Consider the following 18,023-nt stretch of genomic DNA (forward strand, 5'->3'; position numbering starts at 1 on the left):
AAGGTCTTTTTAACCAGCGGAGCTTCGAGGAAGCAAGCACACGAGTTCTATACAAAGTTGGGTTATGACGGTGATTCGAGTAAAGCCTTTAAGAAGTACTTATAATTTTTGAAAGTTTTTCGAAGATGAGACAGACATCACATAACACCATATTCCCACAGCGGGGCGTTTGCCCCTTGGTCCGCCAAAGAGCGAAGGGATTCACTGCGGAGCGAATTCAGAGGTACAGAGAAGCGTTGGCGGACAACCCTGCGAACCTATCCGCGTTGCGGCCGCCCCGTTAGGGCTTAAGGTTCTCGGGTTCGTGAATACAAGAAACGTTATCTGAAAGTTAGGCACTAAATATTATCTGGGGGTGGCTGCAATGACGCAAATTGAAGAACATTTTCAGGAGTTCCCTGTTCTTGAAACTGAACGAACAAGATTAAGAAAGATAAGTTACTCGGATCAGGATGATATGTATAGTTATTGTAGATTTCCAATGGTATCGAGATATACCGTTTGGGACACTCATCAGTCACTTGATGATACAATAGCGTTTATTGAATTTGTATTAAACCGTTATGACACACAGAAAGTAGGACCTTGGGGAATTGAGCACAAACAAGCAAAGAAACTAATTGGTAGTTGTAGTTTTGTAAGTTGGGATAATCGAAATAAAAGAGCAGAGCTTGGTTATGTATTGTCAAATGAATATTGGAATCAAGGATACATGACCGAGGTAATTAAAAGGATTTTAGAGTTTGGATTCAATGAATTAGGATTAGTTCGAATTGAAGCAAGATGCCATCCGGATAATATAGGATCCGCCAGAGTAATGGAGAAGACTGGGATGCGATTTGAGGGGATATTGAGAAGGCATATCTTGGCAAAGGGTGCATTTCAGGATGTGAAATTGTATTCAATAATTAAAGACGATTTTGTAAGGGAACTCGAAGAAGGCCCAGCTATCTGATAACACCGTATTCACACTGCGGCGCATTCGCGCCTTGGTCCAGCCGAAGTAGGAGATGAGAATTCAGGGAAGTGTTCTCAGGCGAGGAAGGGAAGTCAGCCGGACACATCGATCCCTCTAAGATAGGAGATAACTAAGGAGGATCGACGTCATGAATACGTGAACGTTATAAGAAATCCCCGCGAAAGGAGATATAAAACATGAATACAATAAGCGATATTAATTGGAGAGATAAAAGCCTAGTAGTCGATTCACTATTAGAGTTTAGCAATTCACTAACCGTGGTCCCTTTAGAATCAGGACTTGAAGCAGAAGTGACAAAAATATGTTTTGATGAATCAAGTTTTGTGCTTAAAGTATGGAATAAATCTTCAAAACCAAATGTTGAGTGTCAATATATGTTATTGAAGGCTTTGTTTAACCAGGGGTTGTCAGTATCACAGCCTTTGGGCTGGGGCTTGGATAAAGATGCTAATCAGGTACTGTTAACTAGTTATGATGGATCACCGGTTATGAAAGTAAATCAGTCTAAACTTATCAACATTGCAAAGATACTATCTGATATTCATAAGATTCCACTGGCAAAATTGAGTGGTTCAAATATTATGAAATATGAATTTATTAACTACTTTTATCCAAGTATTGAGGAACATAAAGATATTCATATGTTACTTAACCACCTAGTTGATCTTAGTGATATGAAGCAGGATACACTTATTCATGGTGATTTCAATTTAGGTAATATTTTGGAGTGCGAAGGAAAGTATACGATAATTGATTGGACGAATGGGACAATTAGGTGATCCAAGGTATGATATAGCGTGGTCAATTGTGTTAATCAGGATATATGTTGGTCTGAAATATGGAACTATATATCATTCTTCATTCATCTCAAATTTTCAATATACAGTAGATGAACTAGAATTATTTGAGGCAATAGCTTGTCTCAGATGGATATTACTTAATAGAATTGCTGATTTGCCCAAAGGAAAAGAAACCATTAAAAGGGTAAGGATCATAATAATGAATAATAAATACTTGAACGAAGACTTAATTTGAGAGCAACTCGAAGAGGGTAGTGAAATCTTATAACACCTATCCACGCGTCTGTCCTTCCGGCCCTTGGTCTGCTGAGGTTTTTTGAGAAAGCAGAATCAGCAGACAACCCTGCACTGGCTAAGTCCGTCGGACCCGGCAGCTAGCGCTGCCTTAAGCCAGTGAGGGTCCGTGAATACGATTTTGATACTACATAGAAGTATTAACCTTCACAAATTCTCTCTTACGCCAATTTCCTTTAGTTCCCAAAGGTATGGAGATCATGAAACTACATTCGATCCTGGAGCAACATAACGATGATCTCCCTTCATTTTCCAACGAAGCTGACTTTAAGGACGCCTCTGATCTGATGCGAACAGATGTATGGCACAAATTGAAGTTTTGCCGCCTATAAGGCGGCGTTTTTATTTTTAGGATAATCGTACTTTTAACTTTATTTGTTGTTTTATTGCATGATTTATATAACAACTAACGCTACATATGTTCTAGGGGATTTGATGAAACCATGGAACTTACTTAATATCTTGTAAGAAATTCTTGAAATTTCAGAAATTTATCCGATAGGGGGGTGCTAATATACAAATACAAACAAAGACGAGGTGATGAAATGCAAGCGAAATTGGCAGCGGACGCCATTCCCCTCTCCAAAAAGCGGAAGCCATGGATAAGGACGATACAAAAGTATAAAGTGATGTATGCTCTCTTATTACCGGCCTTAATTTATTTTGCCGTATTCAAATACATTCCTATGGCGGGAATCATGATTGCTTTTAAAAACTATAACCTAGCTTTGGGACTATGGGATAGCCCATGGGTGGGATTGAAAAATTTTACGGATTTTATGAACGGCGTTTATTTCTGGGACATCATGGGAAATACGATTATCATATCGCTGTATAAGCTATTGTTCGGTTTCTCCGCTCCCATCGTACTCGCTTTACTCCTCAATGAAGTTTATAGCCAAGGGTTTAAGAAAATCGTACAAACGATCACTTATTTGCCTCATTTTCTGTCATGGGTCATTGTTTATGGAATCTTGGTGGCATTATTAGCACCAGGGGATGGTCTCTTTAACATGATTTTGAAGGAAATTGGTGTCGAACCCATCTCATTCCTAACGGAACCTGCTTGGGGCAGACTGCTGATCATCTTATCTGAAATATGGAAGGATATTGGATGGGGAGCGATATTGTACCTTGCAGCATTAGCAGGAATCGATCCAAGCTTATATGAAGCGGCTCGAATGGATGGTGCTTCCAAATGGAGACAGCTCTGGCATATCACTTTACCCGGCATTCGAGGAGTCATTATTCTGATGCTGATCCTTAAATTAAGCCATATTCTGGATGCTGGCTTTGACCAAATATTCATGTTTGCCAACAGCTTTAACCAGGAGAAGATCGACATTATCGACACATGGGTATACCGTGAAGGGTTGGAGCGTCTTAAGATTGGCTTGGCTACTGCTGTAGGATTGTTTAAAGCTGTCATCGGATTTATTTTAGTGTTGGCAGCGAATAAGCTCGCCAAAAAATTCGATGGGCAAATTTGGTGAGGTGGTTATTAAAATGATCCATTTGACAATCGGGGAAAAAGTCTGGCAAGCCGTCGTTTATTTGATTCTTATATTTGTATCCTTACTTTGCTTATTACCCTTTCTATATGTGGTTGCTGTCTCAGTGACGCCAGAATCGGAAGTGTTAAGAAGAGGAATTGTTATTATACCAGAATCCTTTACCTTTATAGCCTATAAAGAGGTATTCATCTCTCATGGTATCGGGCAGGCGTATAAAATTACATTGTTTCGAACGATTGTAGGCACTGCGTTAAATGTGTTTTTTACAGTAATTGCAGCGTACCCGTTATCCAAAAAATATTTGCCAGGACGCAGTCCGTTTTTACTATTTATTGTGTTTACCATGATGTTCAGTGGGGGGTTAATTCCGACTTATTTACTAATCCGCTCTCTGGGATTGCTAGACAGTCCGTGGGTATTGATTATTCCAAATCTCATTAGTGCATTTAATCTGGTGATTATTAAAGGCTTTTTCGAGCAATTGCCTGGCGAAATCGAGGAATCAGCGAGGGTTGACGGTGCAAGTGAGCTTCAGTCGTTATGGCGGATCATTTTACCCCTGTCTTTGCCCGTCCTTGCCACCATTTCCTTGTTTTACGCCGTCGGCCATTGGAACAGTTATTTCGATGCTATTGTTTATATCAATGATTCCAATTTCATGCCACTTCAAGTTGTCTTGCGCAACATTCTGCTTAACGTCGCAACACAAAGCGCTGATTCGATTGCCAATTCCGGAGCAGTTAGCACATTCGCTGTGCAAATGGCCGCTGTTGTCGTGACTACGGTTCCGATTTTGATGGTTTATCCGTTCATGCAGAAGCATTTTACCAAAGGTGTGCTTTTGGGATCAGTTAAAGGTTAAAAGGTGTTCCAACCTAAGTTATTACGGGGAAACCGTGATAATATATAAGCAAAAGGAGAGGTCAATATGCAGCGTAAAAAGATTTCATTTGCTATTCTGTCGGCAATAGTTGGTTTAGGAACGGTATTGTCAGGATGTGGGGGAAATGGTGAAGTTATAACCCCAGCTTCGAGTCATTCGCAAGGTCAGTCCAGCCAATTTGAAACCAAAATGAAAATTTCAATGTTTAACCAAGGTACTTTCAATGCTGCTGCTCCGATCCCTCCACGTGATGAAGATATTCAACGCCAAATGTTAGAAAAAGAGATGAACATCGACTTGGATATGATGATTCCTCAAGCTGGGCAAGCAACAACCAAACTGAATACGCTCATTGCAGGGGGAGATATTCCAGATTTGATCTTCTTAAAGAGCCGTGCTGATCTCGCACAATATTATGACCAAGGTGTTCTTGCGGATTTGACACCGTATCTGGATCAATTCCCTGAATTGCAGAAACGTTTTAGCGACGACTCCTGGGAGGCGATGTCCTATCAAGGAAAAACCATTGGAGTTCCAGGCTATGATAATGTAAACGGTATCAGTCGAAGCTTCTTCATCCGCAACGATTGGCTGAAAAAGCTGAACATGGAAGTGCCAACGACACCTGATGAGCTGTTCGAAGTTATGAAAGCCTTTACAGAGAAAGACCCGGACGGTAATGGCAAAAATGATACGTACGGATTCATAGGCGGTATGAATAAAGAAGGCAATCTGCAAACCTACGGCTTTGATAGCTTGATGTGGATGTTTGGCGTCAATCCTCCTTCGGCCATTGAAGTGAAAGATAATGAACCGGTATTCCTATTTATCGATCCCAAAATGAAAGAGGCGCTTGTGTACATTAATAAAATGATGGCAGCAAAAGTGGTAGACCCAGACTGGGTGACGATGAACTCGCCTGAATTGTTGGACCAAAAGTTATTTAAAGGTAAAGTTGGCTTCATGATCAGAGATGCCCGTAGGCTGGAACCGGATTATCAGCAGAAAATGAAAGAAATTAGTGGCGAGGTGCCGGAATGGATTGTCATTCCTCCGATGAAAGGTCCTTACGGTGATCAAATTGTAGAGAGAAAATCGTTCCAAGGCAATTCATGGGCCATATCCGCGAAAGCGGATAAGGACAAAATCATTCGGATCTTGTCCATGCTGAATTATCTCTTTACAGACGAAGAAGCATATCCGAATTTTGCATACGGAATTAAAGGGATTCATTGGGATGTGGTGGACGGCAAGATCAAAAATAAAACCTCCGAATTATCGAAGGAAATGAAGGAAAAGTACCTTTGGGTCGATCATTACAGAATGCCTCGCCGTGGTGATGATGCCGAGTACTTCAGCTTCCAGAATCCTAAGACGGCAGAAGCATTCAAGAACAATCAGCAATATGTGGGGCCAACGTTGCCCGGAAATTTATTGACCCCAGACCCCAGCGATACCTTGGATGCTGACCGCCAACGTTTCATTAATGAAAGCTTAGTTAAATTTATGACGGGCAAAGAGCCTCTTTCCAACTGGGACAATTTCCTCCAAACGTTGGATACGAAGTTTGACATGCAGAAATATAAGGATTCAGCAATCAAGCAATTTAAAGAAGCCGGCCTGATTAAATAAAATATACGAAGAGAGTGGCTATTCGTAGCCCCTCTCTTTATTGTCATATGCTATTCTTAGTTTACTACGGAATTAAAAGGAAGATGATCGATGCGAAGAAGAATCAGCTTGCCTTTAAAATTATTTTTGATCGTGTTTGCATTTGTATTAAGCTGCATCATCTTGATAAGCCAATTGTCTTATCGCTATGTCCAAAAGGAAATAAGAACCAATGACATTTATTACACCAACCAAATTCTTGACAAAGTAGACCAGTACTTCACTGTTAATTTTTCCTCCTTCCAGACGATTCTCTTCTCAGTCGAAACATCCGTGAAAGCCAATATCGACAATACGGAAGTGATTAAAAAGCAATTAAGAGAGCTATATGAACTTAACAGTAATTACGTCAGTAATATTTATTTGATCAAAAGCGATTTATCCATTCTAGGCGGAAGCACACCTACCCGAATATTCGATGAACCCTTATCGGAAAGAGAACCGTTGTTTAATGCGGCTGACAAGAACAGAAGGACTACCTTTGTTAGTGATCCTTACAAATCCAAGTATTCCGGCTGGACCGTTACGATGGTTCGATATCTGAACGGCGCTCCGTTTCCTATGGCCATTGCGGTAGATTTGGATCTAAATGCCATTGAAGAAACCTTGTTCAAGATTAATAAACAAGAACAAATGAATCTGGCTCTGATCACCTCATCCGGTCAAATCATTGCCGGATTTTCTGAGAACAAAGGACTAGTGAATATTCAAGATCATACGTTTTCAATCGGGGAAACGTCAGCGGAACAAATTCTGGATACGACAGAAACAAACCTTCAAGTGCATACCAAGGATGGCATTCCGGTCTCTCTTCTGAAAAAACCGACGGAGAAATTCAATTGGACCATCATCTCGATCAACGATGAATCACGCTTGAAAGCCGCTTTGTCCAGATTGGAAACTTATTATATCGAGCTTCTAGTCGCAGGTCTTCTCTTAAGTTTGTTCATTTCTTTTTTTATTGCCAAATATATAAGGAATCCGCTATATGCGCTCAAAACAAAAATGAAACGGGTGGAGCAAGGTAACCTCACGACGACAATAACGATTAATCGAAACGATGAGTTTGGTGATCTCTCCCGAGCCTTCGATCGTATGCTGCAGCAAATTGTGGAACTGATTCGGCGAGCGGAGCTTCATAATGAGCTTGAGCGGAAGCTGGAGATTCAAGTGCTGCAGTCTCAAATCAACCCTCATTTTCTGTATAACACGCTTGGTTCGATCAGCAATGTTATACGTCTTGGACAAATAGAGAAAGTAGATGTGGTGATCGGGTCGCTCATTTCATTATTGGAATACGGGGTAGATGACGCTTCAGAGAAAGTTTCCCTACGTCAGGAACTACACAATGTAGCGGATTATATCGAGATCCAGAACATCCGGTATAACCGAAACTTCCACTTGATTGAACATATCGAAGCAGGGTTAATGGATTTCCCTGTTTTTCGAATGCTGCTGCAGCCTCTTGTGGAGAATAGTATCTTCCATGGTTATAACGGAGGGGGTATCGAAGGCCCGATTACGATTCATGCGTACAGGGAGGACGGCATCGTCATCATAGAAGTCGTTGATCAAGGCGAGGGAATTCCAGCCGATCAAATAAAGCATATTTTCATTTCAGAACCGAGTGACGTGGAAATAAAAAGGAAAAGAATTGGATTAAATAATATCCATGGCCGAATAAGACTTCACTACGGAGAACAATTCGGGCTCCAAATCATTAGCATACCTAAGGAAATAACCCGCGTACTTGCTTTATTCCCGGCAGACTTGCTAAGAGGAGATGCATAATGGTGAGAGACTTTACCTGCTTCATTGTTGACGATGAAGATTTAATCATTCAAAGATTGGAATTGTTTTTTAACGAGCTCTCCCATAGGGATAAGCGATTTGTTCTCGTGGGAAAAGCGAATAATGGGCTGAATGGGATCGAGGAGATTTTAAAACGTAAGCCGGATATTGTAATATCCGATATTGTTATGCCACGAATGGATGGAATCTCCATGATTGAGCAGTTAAAGCCGGAGCTCCCCCATACCCAGTACATACTTCTGACCGCCTATTCATCCTTTGAATACGCCCAGCGAGCGATTCAAGCCAACGTATTGGAATACATTGTAAAGGTTCCGCTAAGGGAAGCGGATTTGAATCGAGCTTTAGATAAGGCAGCCGGAATTTTGAATGAGTTTAAGAAAAAAGAAGCGGAATTTCAATCGTTAAACGTTTCCGTACTTGAAAATAAATATAGAGTCCGCAAGCAATTTTTTAACGAACTGATCAGAGGTGAAATTCCTTCTCATCGGGCATCGGATTTTGCCAATCGCATGCAATTCCATTTCTTTCAGGCCAACTACTGCTGCTTCATCGTGGAAATGAATACGTATGAAAGTTTCCGAAACGAATACGCTGCCGCTGATCAAAACATCTTGAAATATGCGATTACGAATGTAATCGAAGAGACGGTGATGAATGGTGGCAGCGGCGTAGCAGCCGATCTGTCCGATAATCGTTTTATTGGCTTTCTATCCTGGGAAAATAACCGCAGTGATATGGAAACGGAATATGCTTGCCAATCCTTGGGAGGGCAAATTGTCTCTCATTTGCATCAATATTTGAATCAAAGGGTATCTGTCGCTTTTGGAGGTCCACATCGAGGTTGGGAATCGATCAAACAAGCGTACACGGAAGCTAAAAATGTGAGTGAGGATTTCTATTATCATACAGAGAAAGTCGTAAAAACACCCATGCATCGGTTCCAATACCATAATGACAAAAAAGCAGACTTTCAGCAGAAGCTGGCTGATTTTCTGATAGGGGTGAAAAGGAAGATTTCCAAGGAAGACCTGGATAATGCACTCGCCGATCTGAACCAATTCGTTACGGATCATAAAATCCACAAATCCATCATGGCGCCGATGATTAGAGATTTGTACAGGGACATTACCAAGAAGTTTAAATCGGGGAACAAGCTGTACACGGAAGCAGCAGAATTCCCCATGGAATTTATGGCTTTTCAGGAGCAGCTTGCCTATATTGGCGACTTCACCTTCGAATACGTACAAGCGGGCCAACTTTTACATCGTGCAGAAATCATGAGTGCTATGCATTTTATAGAGAAAAACCTGAAACAGCGTTTAACGCTCGAGGCGATTGCCGAGGAAGTGAATTTAGCACCATCGTATTTTAGCAGTTTATTCAAAAAAACAATGAACGAAGGCGTGATCAGTTACATCAACCGAAAAAAAATCCAATTAGCTCTCGAGCTGCTAAATGTCCGGGATTATTCTTTATTGGAATTGTGCGAGGAAGTAGGCATCTTCAATGAAGGTTACTTTTGCAAACTATTTAAAGAATATACGGGCGATACACCTAAACAATATCGGATAAAAATGACACGGTACAAATCCAAATAAGGATGCAAAAAATGTATGATTTTTTCGCGAAATCATGTAAAAAAAAGAAGGCCAAAAACATTACCATGATAGAAGCATCTAATCATGGAGGTTATCAAAATGGAGCTTATAAAAGCAGATGTAACCGTCGTAGGCGGAGGTATTGCCGGGATATGTGCTGCCATTGCTGCCGCACGCCAAGGGCTTCGGGTTTCACTTATTAATGATCGGCCGGTTCTTGGGGGAAATGCGAGCAGCGAGGTCAGGGTTCATATCAATGGGTCGGCATATCTCGGAAACAGTCCATCCTATTATGCACGCGAGGGCGGGTTGGTGGAAGAACTCAAGCTGAAGATCTTTCATTATAATCCGTTATACAACAAGAAGCTTATGCTTTCGCTTTCGGATACGGTCTTGCTCGACATGGTTTATGATGAGCCTAACATTTCTCTATTCCTGAATACATGCGTGCATGAAACGGGCATGGAGAACGGCAGAATTAAATGGGTGGAGGGCCTTCAATTGGCTTCCGAAAGAAAATTTAGTTTTGAAAGTCCAACCTATATCGATTGCTCCGGCGATGGAATTGTTGGATACCAAGCAGGGGCTCACTTCCGATGGGGAAGAGAGGCGAAGCATGAATACAACGAGGAGTTGGCTCCAGAAGTAGCGGATCATTACACCATGGGTGATACGATTCTGTTTCAAGCCCGTGACGTAAACTATCCCGTTTCTTACAAAAGACCAGGATTTGCGTATGACATTACGAAGTTGGCCTTTTTCGATAGTATCAGAAAAGGCTTAAACCATCGGTCTTTTCCGAGGAAAATCAACGGGCTTGGCGGATTATGGTGGCTGGAATACGGCGGACATATGGATATTATCAAGAATAATGAAGACATCGCATTGGAACTGCGAAAATTGGTGTACGGGATTTGGGATTATATCAAAAATAGCGGCGAGTTTGATGATGTGGACAATCTCATCTTGGATTATGTATGCCCAATTCCGGGAAAGCGGGAGTCGAGGCGGTTTATCGGGGAGCACATGCTGTCTCAGAACGATCTCATAGTAAAGCCACATTTCGAAGATGCGGTATCCGTCGGAGGCTGGTATATGGATCTGCACGCGAACAAAGGCATCTACGATGAGGGGCCGGCTACAGCGTGGAATTTCGTGCCCGGATTGTATAATATCCCTTTCCGCAGCTTATTTTCACGCAACATTCCTAATCTGATGTTCGCTGGCCGTAATATAAGCGCTACCCATGTGGCTTTCGGTTCTACAAGGGTAATGGCAACCTGCGGTTGTATGGGGCAGGCGGTAGGAACGGCTGCTGCGTTATGCTTGAAATATGAGACAGACCCCTCGTCCATAGTCAAAGACCACATGGGTGAGCTGCAAACGCAGCTGCTTCGAGACGGGCAAACTATTGTAGGGCTTCAAGAGGAGGTAGATCCTTATTTCGGTGACGGATTAACTATTCGTGCCTCATCTCAGCGCAGCTATGATAATCCTGGGCCAACCGAAGAGATCTCCTTGGAGAAAGCGTTATGTTTGGTCTTGCCGATTCAGACATCGGTGGCTGAAAGCGTGCGAATCAAAATTAAAAACAGGTCCGAGCATTCGGAAACTTTGCATGTGAAGCTGTTTGGCGGGGAGCAGAAGGAAAACTATATTCCCACCAGCGAGCTGAAAGACTATCACTTGCTTATTTCAGCGGGTCACGATGACTGGATTACGCTGGACCTGGGCTGCGAGAAACCGGCTGATGACAAAATCTACATCGTTTTGGAAGGCCCGGCGAGCCTTGCCGTACACGGCAATGAAGAGAAGTTGACAGGAGCGGTCAGCTTCGATTATAGGCCAGAAGTGCCTTCCAGGTTGAAGAAGCTTAATAAGAGCATTTGCTTCAAAGACCTATTGCCATCTCAAAATATGTATCATCCTGAGAATGTCGTCAACGGCTTCTCCAGACCTTATGGTCTGCCAAACAGCTGGATTTCTGAACGTACGGAAGGACAGGAATGGTTGGAATTTGGTTTTGCAAGCCCCAAAAATGTAGACGAAATCCATCTTGTTTTTAATTCACAGTTGAATTTGGAGCATTTTGACGATCCGATTGAGCCACTTATCCAGGATTATGATGTGACCTTAACCTTAGAAGACGGAACCGAGAGTCAGATTATTATCCGTGGGAATTATCTTTCGTTGAATAAACATCAAGTGCATGCAAAAGGGGTAACCCGAATCCGGTTTGATTTCTGTGCAACGCATGGTTCACCTTATTATGAAGTGTTTGCTGTAAAATTTTTTGCTCCTAAAAACGCTAAGTGAGGTCGGGTGAAGTCGCGATGAAGGAATTTTTCCCTCGAAGAGGGCTCCCTAATGTCATTCATAAGTTGGAAAATGGTAAAACCGTGACACTCGTCTATTTCGGCGGCAGTAATACGCGTTCTGAAGGATACAGGGTCATGACGGCGGATTGGCTGCGAGGGCAATATCCCAATGCGGAGATCCGCTCTGTGAATGCAGGCATTGATGGGACAGGATCGGACCTCGGCTGCGCCCGCTTGGAGACAGATGTACTGCGTCATCAGCCTGACCTCGTGTTTGTTGAATTTGTTGGCAACGATGGCGGAGTTCCCGAATCCAAGGCGAGGATTGAAGGAATTGTCCGTCAGATCCGTAAGCGCAGCCGGTTTACCGATATCCTGTTCGTTTATACGCTGAAGGAGCGGGATGTGGCCCTATTTCAATCTGGCGAATATCAGAAGGGAGCTCTTATGCAGGAGGAAGTCGCCGACTATTACGGCATTCCTTCCATTCATCTGGGCGTTGCGGTCAGTCAATTGGTTTCGGATGGAAAGCTTATTTTCACCTCAAAGGCAGACGTGTCCATTCCCGGAGCCGTTATTTTTACGCATGATTCGATCCATCCGACTATTCCTGAAGGACACCAGATTTACACGGATACAATCACCCGGTCGTTTGAGAAAATGAGCAACCTTCGAGATCGCGTGGGAAAGGTCGAGCATCACTTGCCGCAGGACCCTTTGGTCCCGGCCAATCCTTGGGAGTATGCGACCATGCTGCCGCTGGATAGCCTTACTCTTTTTTCGGCAGGATGGTCTTACATGACCCCCGATAATTTTGCTTTAATGCGCGAGTACGATTGGTTGTTCCCCGGTCTATGGCGAGCCGTCGATCCCGGAGAGGCTATCACGGTGCAGTTTGAGGGAACCCACCTTGGGTTATTCGATATCGGGGGGCCGGATTCTGGCAGATTGAAGGTGTCGGTGGATGGCGGGGAACCCTTTCTTATCGATCGATTCACACCCTATAACGATCATAATCGAAATCAGTATGTTTTCTTGCCGGAGCTACCGAATGGGAAACATACGGTTCGCTTCGAAGTCGATCACGAGAAGACAGACAAAGCAGCCGTGTTTGAGGCAGGCGGAAATGAACGAAGTATGGAGCATGTTCGGCAGCATCCAGCTTGGTATGATCAAACGGTTATTCAGCTTGGTAAGTTACTATTGGTGCAGCCGCCATTATAGTTGATTCTTCTACTTGAAAGACCTACATTCGATCTGACTGCAATGGAGCGATCAATTCGGATGTAGGTTTTTTTTTACTTAAAATCGTATAAGAAATTCTTAAAATGAAAGAAATTTCACGGTGATGTGACATGCTAAGATAAAAACGACGGAGCAGGATTAGCCAGAAGGATAAGGCTAATTGCTTCTTTACGATCTTCGAACAAAGGAGGGCATTATTATTTTGAAAGCGTTATCAATTTAAGGGAGGCTGTGAGTTGTATGGTCAAAAGGAGGCTGTTTTTCTTCATCGTTTTCATGTTGACGATAGTAGTTCCTTTCAGCCTGATCGGAATAAGGGCCGCTTATGCGGAGACCTTACCTTATCAGACGATTATCATTGATGACGGGAGCATCACGATCAATGATGTTGTGACACCTGATCCAGGTAACGAGAACAATGGATATTCGGCTCCTTATTGGACCACAAGTACAGGAGTGAAGGGATACAATAACTCCAGTTCCAAATACACCGATGCTGTAGGCAGAAGCATCACTTGGAATCCACGCTTGGAAGCAGGAACGGCGAGAATATCGTTCTATAAGCTGGATTGGGCGGATAAAGCAGATAGTAATGTGAAGATTGAGATTGTTCACAACGGGGTTACAGATGTCATGTTTATGGATCTTAGACCTTCGTCGGGTCCATCGGTCGGATGGGTAGACTTGGGGGAGTATGAGTTTAGTGGTGATGATACCGAATTTGTCAGGCTGACTCGAACGCAACCTACGACGGGCAAGATTATTACTCGGGCTGATGCGGTCAAGTTCGAAGGAAATATCCGGCAGCAAGCACCACCATTGCCTCCGCTGCGGAGCCGCACATTAGCGAATCTCAGTTTCACGGAAAAAGGCAGCATCGAAAATGAAAACTATAAGGCGACCTTCTATGAGGCAGCATGGGATGGGGGCAAATCCATCGTTCGTGACATGTTCTACAAGAACACGGACACGGGAAACTGGGTGCCGATAAATAATGTGGCGGAAAGACTTGAGGAGCAATGGGTTTTATTGGATGGGAATGCGGGGAGCCTAACCAATTACTACGATACGATGAACAAACGCTGGATTACATTCGACGGAATTCATTTTCCCGACAGCCACACGGCGGTATTGACCGATTCTTCGCATGGCAGTGATTACGATTTTGAAGTGAACTGGTCTATGACAGAGGACAAACCTGATGTTTCCTTCGCCTTTACACCTCGGCGAGATGGCAATTATGTGATTGGATATCAGTCCTTCACTACAGAGGTAATCTCCGACATCAATGAAGTATTAAGTGGATTCAGGTCGCACGCAAAAATGGTAGGTACAGTGGAATCAACAAGCTTGAGGGAGCTGAGTGCTCCAATGAGTCTGGTTGAGAAGAATGACAGTGCGGGGAATCCTTTGACGTATGGGGTATTTGTACCATCGGAAGAGCTTCCGGTTGAATTTGAACCGACGGGAGGCGTTACGAAACAACGGCTGGGCATGAGCCTTGTCAACAACGAAGGCAGCGTGCAGCCGATCCTGTATGCCCCTCAACTGGGGACTTATTCGCAAATGACCGCAGAGAGCACCTACCAATTTCATATAGGGCTAATCGCTCAACACAGCAAACTTTATGAGTCCTACGCGGATATTCTTCGCAATGAGTACGGTTATTCGGCATACCGGGAAAATGTATCCAATCAATCGCTTACGGACGCGATGTTCAATATGATCGATGTGCTTAAGATAGAGCCGCAAGGGGACGACTCTGTTGATTATGTCCCGTCACCCAGCGGGTGGTGGAGCCGTGCCAAGGGCTTTATTGATATCGAAAACGAGGATAGCGTTCGAACAAGCTCGAATGCGGTTCTTCTGGGAGCTTACTTTTTGACCGGGGATGACCAGCTTTACGATACGAGAGCATTACCGTCCATCCAGTATGGCGTATCGCGAAATGGTATCGGATGGTCGCCGACGCAGAAGAACGTATACGGCGTGCCTTCGTTATGGAAAATGGCTACTCTGCCGTTCGATGTTTCAAGTGTAGCTGCAGTTAATCAGATGATGGGCACTTCGGCAGGAATTGAGGCGATGGCACAGGAAGAGTATCTCGTGCGTGATCCTGACCAGAAAGACCGGGGTCCTGTCATTCAGCCCCTGATGATGTATCGTATGACGGGAGATGCGCAGTATTTGCAAGCTGCCAAGGATGCAGCCGATAGCTATATCATGCAGCATATTGATACGCCTGCATCCGTCAACGTGAGTAAAAATGAGTTCATTTATTATTATAGCAAACTATGGATGGAGATCTTGGAGCTTTACGAGGAAACTCAGGATCCCAAATACTTGAATGCCGCTTATAAGGAAGCCAAACGGTATGCAACCATGTTCGTTGCTCGTCCAGTTCCTGAAGGAACCGTTACGATTCCGCAGCCGGAGACATATAATTACGCGGAGTCGTTCCATTGGCCGGAAAGCGGTAAATACCCATATCCTAGGATCAAGCTCCCAGAAGATGTAGCCGGAGGCGTACAAGCGGATCGTTGGCTTGTTTCACCGAGCGGATTGACGTTTGAAGCAGGAAGTACAACCGGTTATTATCGGATGAATGCCCAGGAAGCTCCATTTATGCTGAGGTTGTCGCTCTATACAGGTGATAAACTGCTGCAGGATATTGCCCATAATGCGGTTATTGGTCGATATTCCAGTTATCCAGGTTATTACTATAAAGGCTTCGCCGTTAGCCAACTTGAACCGGATTTTCCTCTGGAAGGCCCAAGCGGGGCTACATCCATCTATTATCACCATATACCGGGGCAGCTCGGGCAAACGATGGATTATTTGATCAGCGAACAATCATTGAAATCGAACGGGAGTATTTCATTTCCTTCTGTATTCGAAACGAATTTTTTATGGTTCAAATATCACCTCTATGGGAATAAACCAGGTCATTTTTATGGTAATTCCGACGTTTGGCTTTGGATGCCCAAGGGGATTATTCAGACCAACCACCCTCAATTGAACTGGATAACGGGAGAGAGCGGGGATAAATTCTACATCGGGCTAAGCAACGCATCGTCTGAAGAAGTTCAGACTCCGATCGAATTGAATGAACAGATCATTGGGTTCAACCCGGCACAAGATTATACCGTAACGATCATCCGCGACAATGGCACACCCGAACAAGCGGTTATGAGTGGCGGAATCATTCAAGCCACGGTTTCAAGCAAGGGAATCACCGCTATCATTGTAGAAGGACTCAACATTGATGTGCCGCTGCACCAGGTCAGAACTGCGGATACATCGGATGCAAGCTATTTCTTCGATATCCACAGTCCAATCGATGCGGTTAAAGGCATGCTGATCGTTAAGCCCGACGAAACGGTTTATGATGCTTATGTGCAGGCAAAAACGACAAAACCAGCAACAATCCATTATTCCTTGGATGGCGGGGCTACATACACGACCATCCCAGATACGATATATCCGATTGAATGGTCGATACGGGTGGACGATTTATCCCAAACCGTCTCGTATTATGTGGAATCGGAAGGGAAACAGACCCGCAAGCGGACACTCTATCTGCCCGATCAGGTAACGCAAATTCCAGTCCAACCCGATGGGCAGGATGGTTCATCGATCATTGTGGATAATACGGAGGCGGAGACAGAAGGTGTTTGGATAAGGGATACGACGGCTAACGACTATTACTATGATAACTATGTGTATGCCAAATCGACAGCCGGCACAGCGACTAGCAAAATGAAATGGCGGCCAGAACTGCCGGAAAGTGTTACTTACAGTGTGTATTACAAGCTTCCGCAAATAACGGCTGCGACTGAAAATTGGGCAACGAATGCCTCATTTACCGTTTATTATAGCGGGGGCTCCGAGACGGTTACCGTTGATGAGACAACGGCGAATGGTACTTGGGTACACCTAGGTGACTATCCTTTTGCTGCAGGCGATAGCGGCTACGTGGAACTAACCAATAAGGCCAACAAGTCAAGGGTAGTTGCCGATGCGATGATGTGGGTGGACCCGAACAGGATACCGCAATGGGAATCTGCGGTGATCCTGTCCGATCGGAACGAGCTGCAGATGACTCAAACCGCACAACTGAGTGTAACCGGCTATTTGGATAACGGTTTGATCGGTGATCTGACACAGGCCAATGTGCAGTATTTCGTTGACCGTACGGATCTGGCTGAAGTGGATAGTAGCGGTAAGTTAACCCTTCTAAATCTCGATGGGGCAACCGATCACATTGAGGTATGGGCCACGGTAACGATTGACGGAGTGACGTTAACAACTCCTTCGTTGACCATACCGATCAAGGACCTAACGGTTATCGTCGACAGTACAAATACAACGGGGTTATACACGACAGAAGGGTCTTGGAACCAAAGCAATCTAGCTGGATATAAAATTGGGGTTAAGTCGCGTTACACTACAGTTCAAGGATCATCAGCAACGTGGAAAGGCCAGTTTCCAGAGGGGAAATACACGGTCTCCATCTTCAAGCTCGTCCATACGACGGCAAACGATAATCATGTCAAAGTGGAAGTGAAGCATAAGACGGGTACCGAGGTGACGTATATCGATGCAACGGTCGGCTCATCGGGTTGGGTTAATCTAGGAACGTTCGACTTTACAGGAGACGGCAGCGAGTATGTTCGTTTAACCAGGGAGACTCCGACAACGGTAGATCCGCCAACCCTTCCTGCCGATATGATCTATACGAGGGCTGATGCAGTTAAGTTCGAACGACATTCCGTTAGTCCGGAGCTGCTTGCAAATGAGGCGCCAGGTAAACCGACACTTTCTGAATAATAGGGGTGTTGAGGTGAATCCCGGCAAACCTGTGTTGTCTAGTGACAACTGGGATCATGGTGGGAACTATACCAAG

10 protein-coding genes are annotated in these 18,023 nt (G+C 44.1%); all 10 read left to right on the forward strand.

Annotation, left to right across the window (positions count from 1 at the left end):
* Positions 1-364 precede the first annotated feature (364 nt).
* Positions 365-955, forward strand: a complete 591-nt coding sequence (locus ABEW73_RS32865) for a GNAT family N-acetyltransferase (RefSeq protein WP_430171407.1) — start codon at positions 365-367, stop codon at positions 953-955.
* Between the two features lie 200 nt (positions 956-1,155).
* The gene (locus ABEW73_RS32870; protein ID WP_430171405.1) at positions 1,156-1,758 is read left to right on the forward strand and encodes a phosphotransferase; all 603 of its coding nucleotides are present in this window, start codon (positions 1,156-1,158) and stop codon (positions 1,756-1,758) included.
* An 860-nt stretch (positions 1,759-2,618) separates the two neighbouring features.
* Positions 2,619-3,566, forward strand: a complete 948-nt coding sequence (locus ABEW73_RS32875) for an ABC transporter permease (protein WP_430171403.1) — start codon at positions 2,619-2,621, stop codon at positions 3,564-3,566.
* 13 nt (positions 3,567-3,579) lie between these two features.
* Positions 3,580-4,449, forward strand: coding sequence for a carbohydrate ABC transporter permease (locus ABEW73_RS32880; protein ID WP_430171401.1), 870 nt, complete (start codon positions 3,580-3,582; stop codon positions 4,447-4,449).
* Between the two features lie 66 nt (positions 4,450-4,515).
* Positions 4,516-6,102: an extracellular solute-binding protein gene (locus tag ABEW73_RS32885; protein WP_430171399.1), complete on the forward strand. Its 1,587-nt coding sequence runs from the start codon at positions 4,516-4,518 to the stop codon at positions 6,100-6,102.
* A 90-nt stretch (positions 6,103-6,192) separates the two neighbouring features.
* The gene (locus tag ABEW73_RS32890) at positions 6,193-7,932 is read left to right on the forward strand and encodes a sensor histidine kinase (RefSeq protein ID WP_430171397.1); all 1,740 of its coding nucleotides are present in this window, start codon (positions 6,193-6,195) and stop codon (positions 7,930-7,932) included.
* Positions 7,932-9,554 carry a response regulator gene (locus ABEW73_RS32895; RefSeq protein WP_430171395.1) on the forward strand — a complete coding sequence of 541 codons (1,623 nt, stop codon included), beginning with the start codon at positions 7,932-7,934 and terminating at the stop codon, positions 9,552-9,554. Before ABEW73_RS32890 ends, ABEW73_RS32895 begins: the two co-directional genes overlap by 1 nt.
* Positions 9,555-9,653: 99 nt before the next feature.
* The gene (locus tag ABEW73_RS32900; protein ID WP_430171393.1) at positions 9,654-11,870 is read left to right on the forward strand and encodes an FAD-dependent oxidoreductase; all 2,217 of its coding nucleotides are present in this window, start codon (positions 9,654-9,656) and stop codon (positions 11,868-11,870) included.
* Positions 11,871-11,887: 17 nt separating this feature from the next.
* Positions 11,888-13,096 carry a GDSL-type esterase/lipase family protein gene (locus tag ABEW73_RS32905; protein ID WP_430171391.1) on the forward strand — a complete coding sequence of 403 codons (1,209 nt, stop codon included), beginning with the start codon at positions 11,888-11,890 and terminating at the stop codon, positions 13,094-13,096.
* Positions 13,097-13,357: 261 nt separating this feature from the next.
* A complete protein-coding gene (locus ABEW73_RS32910) occupies positions 13,358-17,947 on the forward strand; it encodes a hypothetical protein (protein ID WP_430171389.1) in 4,590 nt (1,529 codons plus the stop codon).
* Positions 17,948-18,023: the final 76 nt, after the last annotated feature.

The organism is Paenibacillus lautus (assembly GCF_050482385.1).
Classification (GTDB): Bacteria; Bacillota; Bacilli; order Paenibacillales; family Paenibacillaceae; genus Paenibacillus_AQ; species Paenibacillus_AQ lautus_B.

Coding starts and splice junctions, on each gene's coding strand:
- ABEW73_RS32890 (WP_430171397.1), top strand. CDS start 6,193: ATGCGAAGAAGAATCAGCTTGCCTTTAAAATTATTTTTGATCGTGTTT.
- ABEW73_RS32865 (WP_430171407.1), top strand. CDS start 365: ATGACGCAAATTGAAGAACATTTTCAGGAGTTCCCTGTTCTTGAAACT.
- ABEW73_RS32880 (WP_430171401.1), top strand. CDS start 3,580: ATGATCCATTTGACAATCGGGGAAAAAGTCTGGCAAGCCGTCGTTTAT.
- ABEW73_RS32905 (WP_430171391.1), top strand. CDS start 11,888: ATGAAGGAATTTTTCCCTCGAAGAGGGCTCCCTAATGTCATTCATAAG.
- ABEW73_RS32885 (WP_430171399.1), top strand. CDS start 4,516: ATGCAGCGTAAAAAGATTTCATTTGCTATTCTGTCGGCAATAGTTGGT.
- ABEW73_RS32895 (WP_430171395.1), top strand. CDS start 7,932: ATGGTGAGAGACTTTACCTGCTTCATTGTTGACGATGAAGATTTAATC.
- ABEW73_RS32875 (WP_430171403.1), top strand. CDS start 2,619: ATGCAAGCGAAATTGGCAGCGGACGCCATTCCCCTCTCCAAAAAGCGG.
- ABEW73_RS32870 (WP_430171405.1), top strand. CDS start 1,156: ATGAATACAATAAGCGATATTAATTGGAGAGATAAAAGCCTAGTAGTC.
- ABEW73_RS32900 (WP_430171393.1), top strand. CDS start 9,654: ATGGAGCTTATAAAAGCAGATGTAACCGTCGTAGGCGGAGGTATTGCC.
- ABEW73_RS32910 (WP_430171389.1), top strand. CDS start 13,358: ATGGTCAAAAGGAGGCTGTTTTTCTTCATCGTTTTCATGTTGACGATA.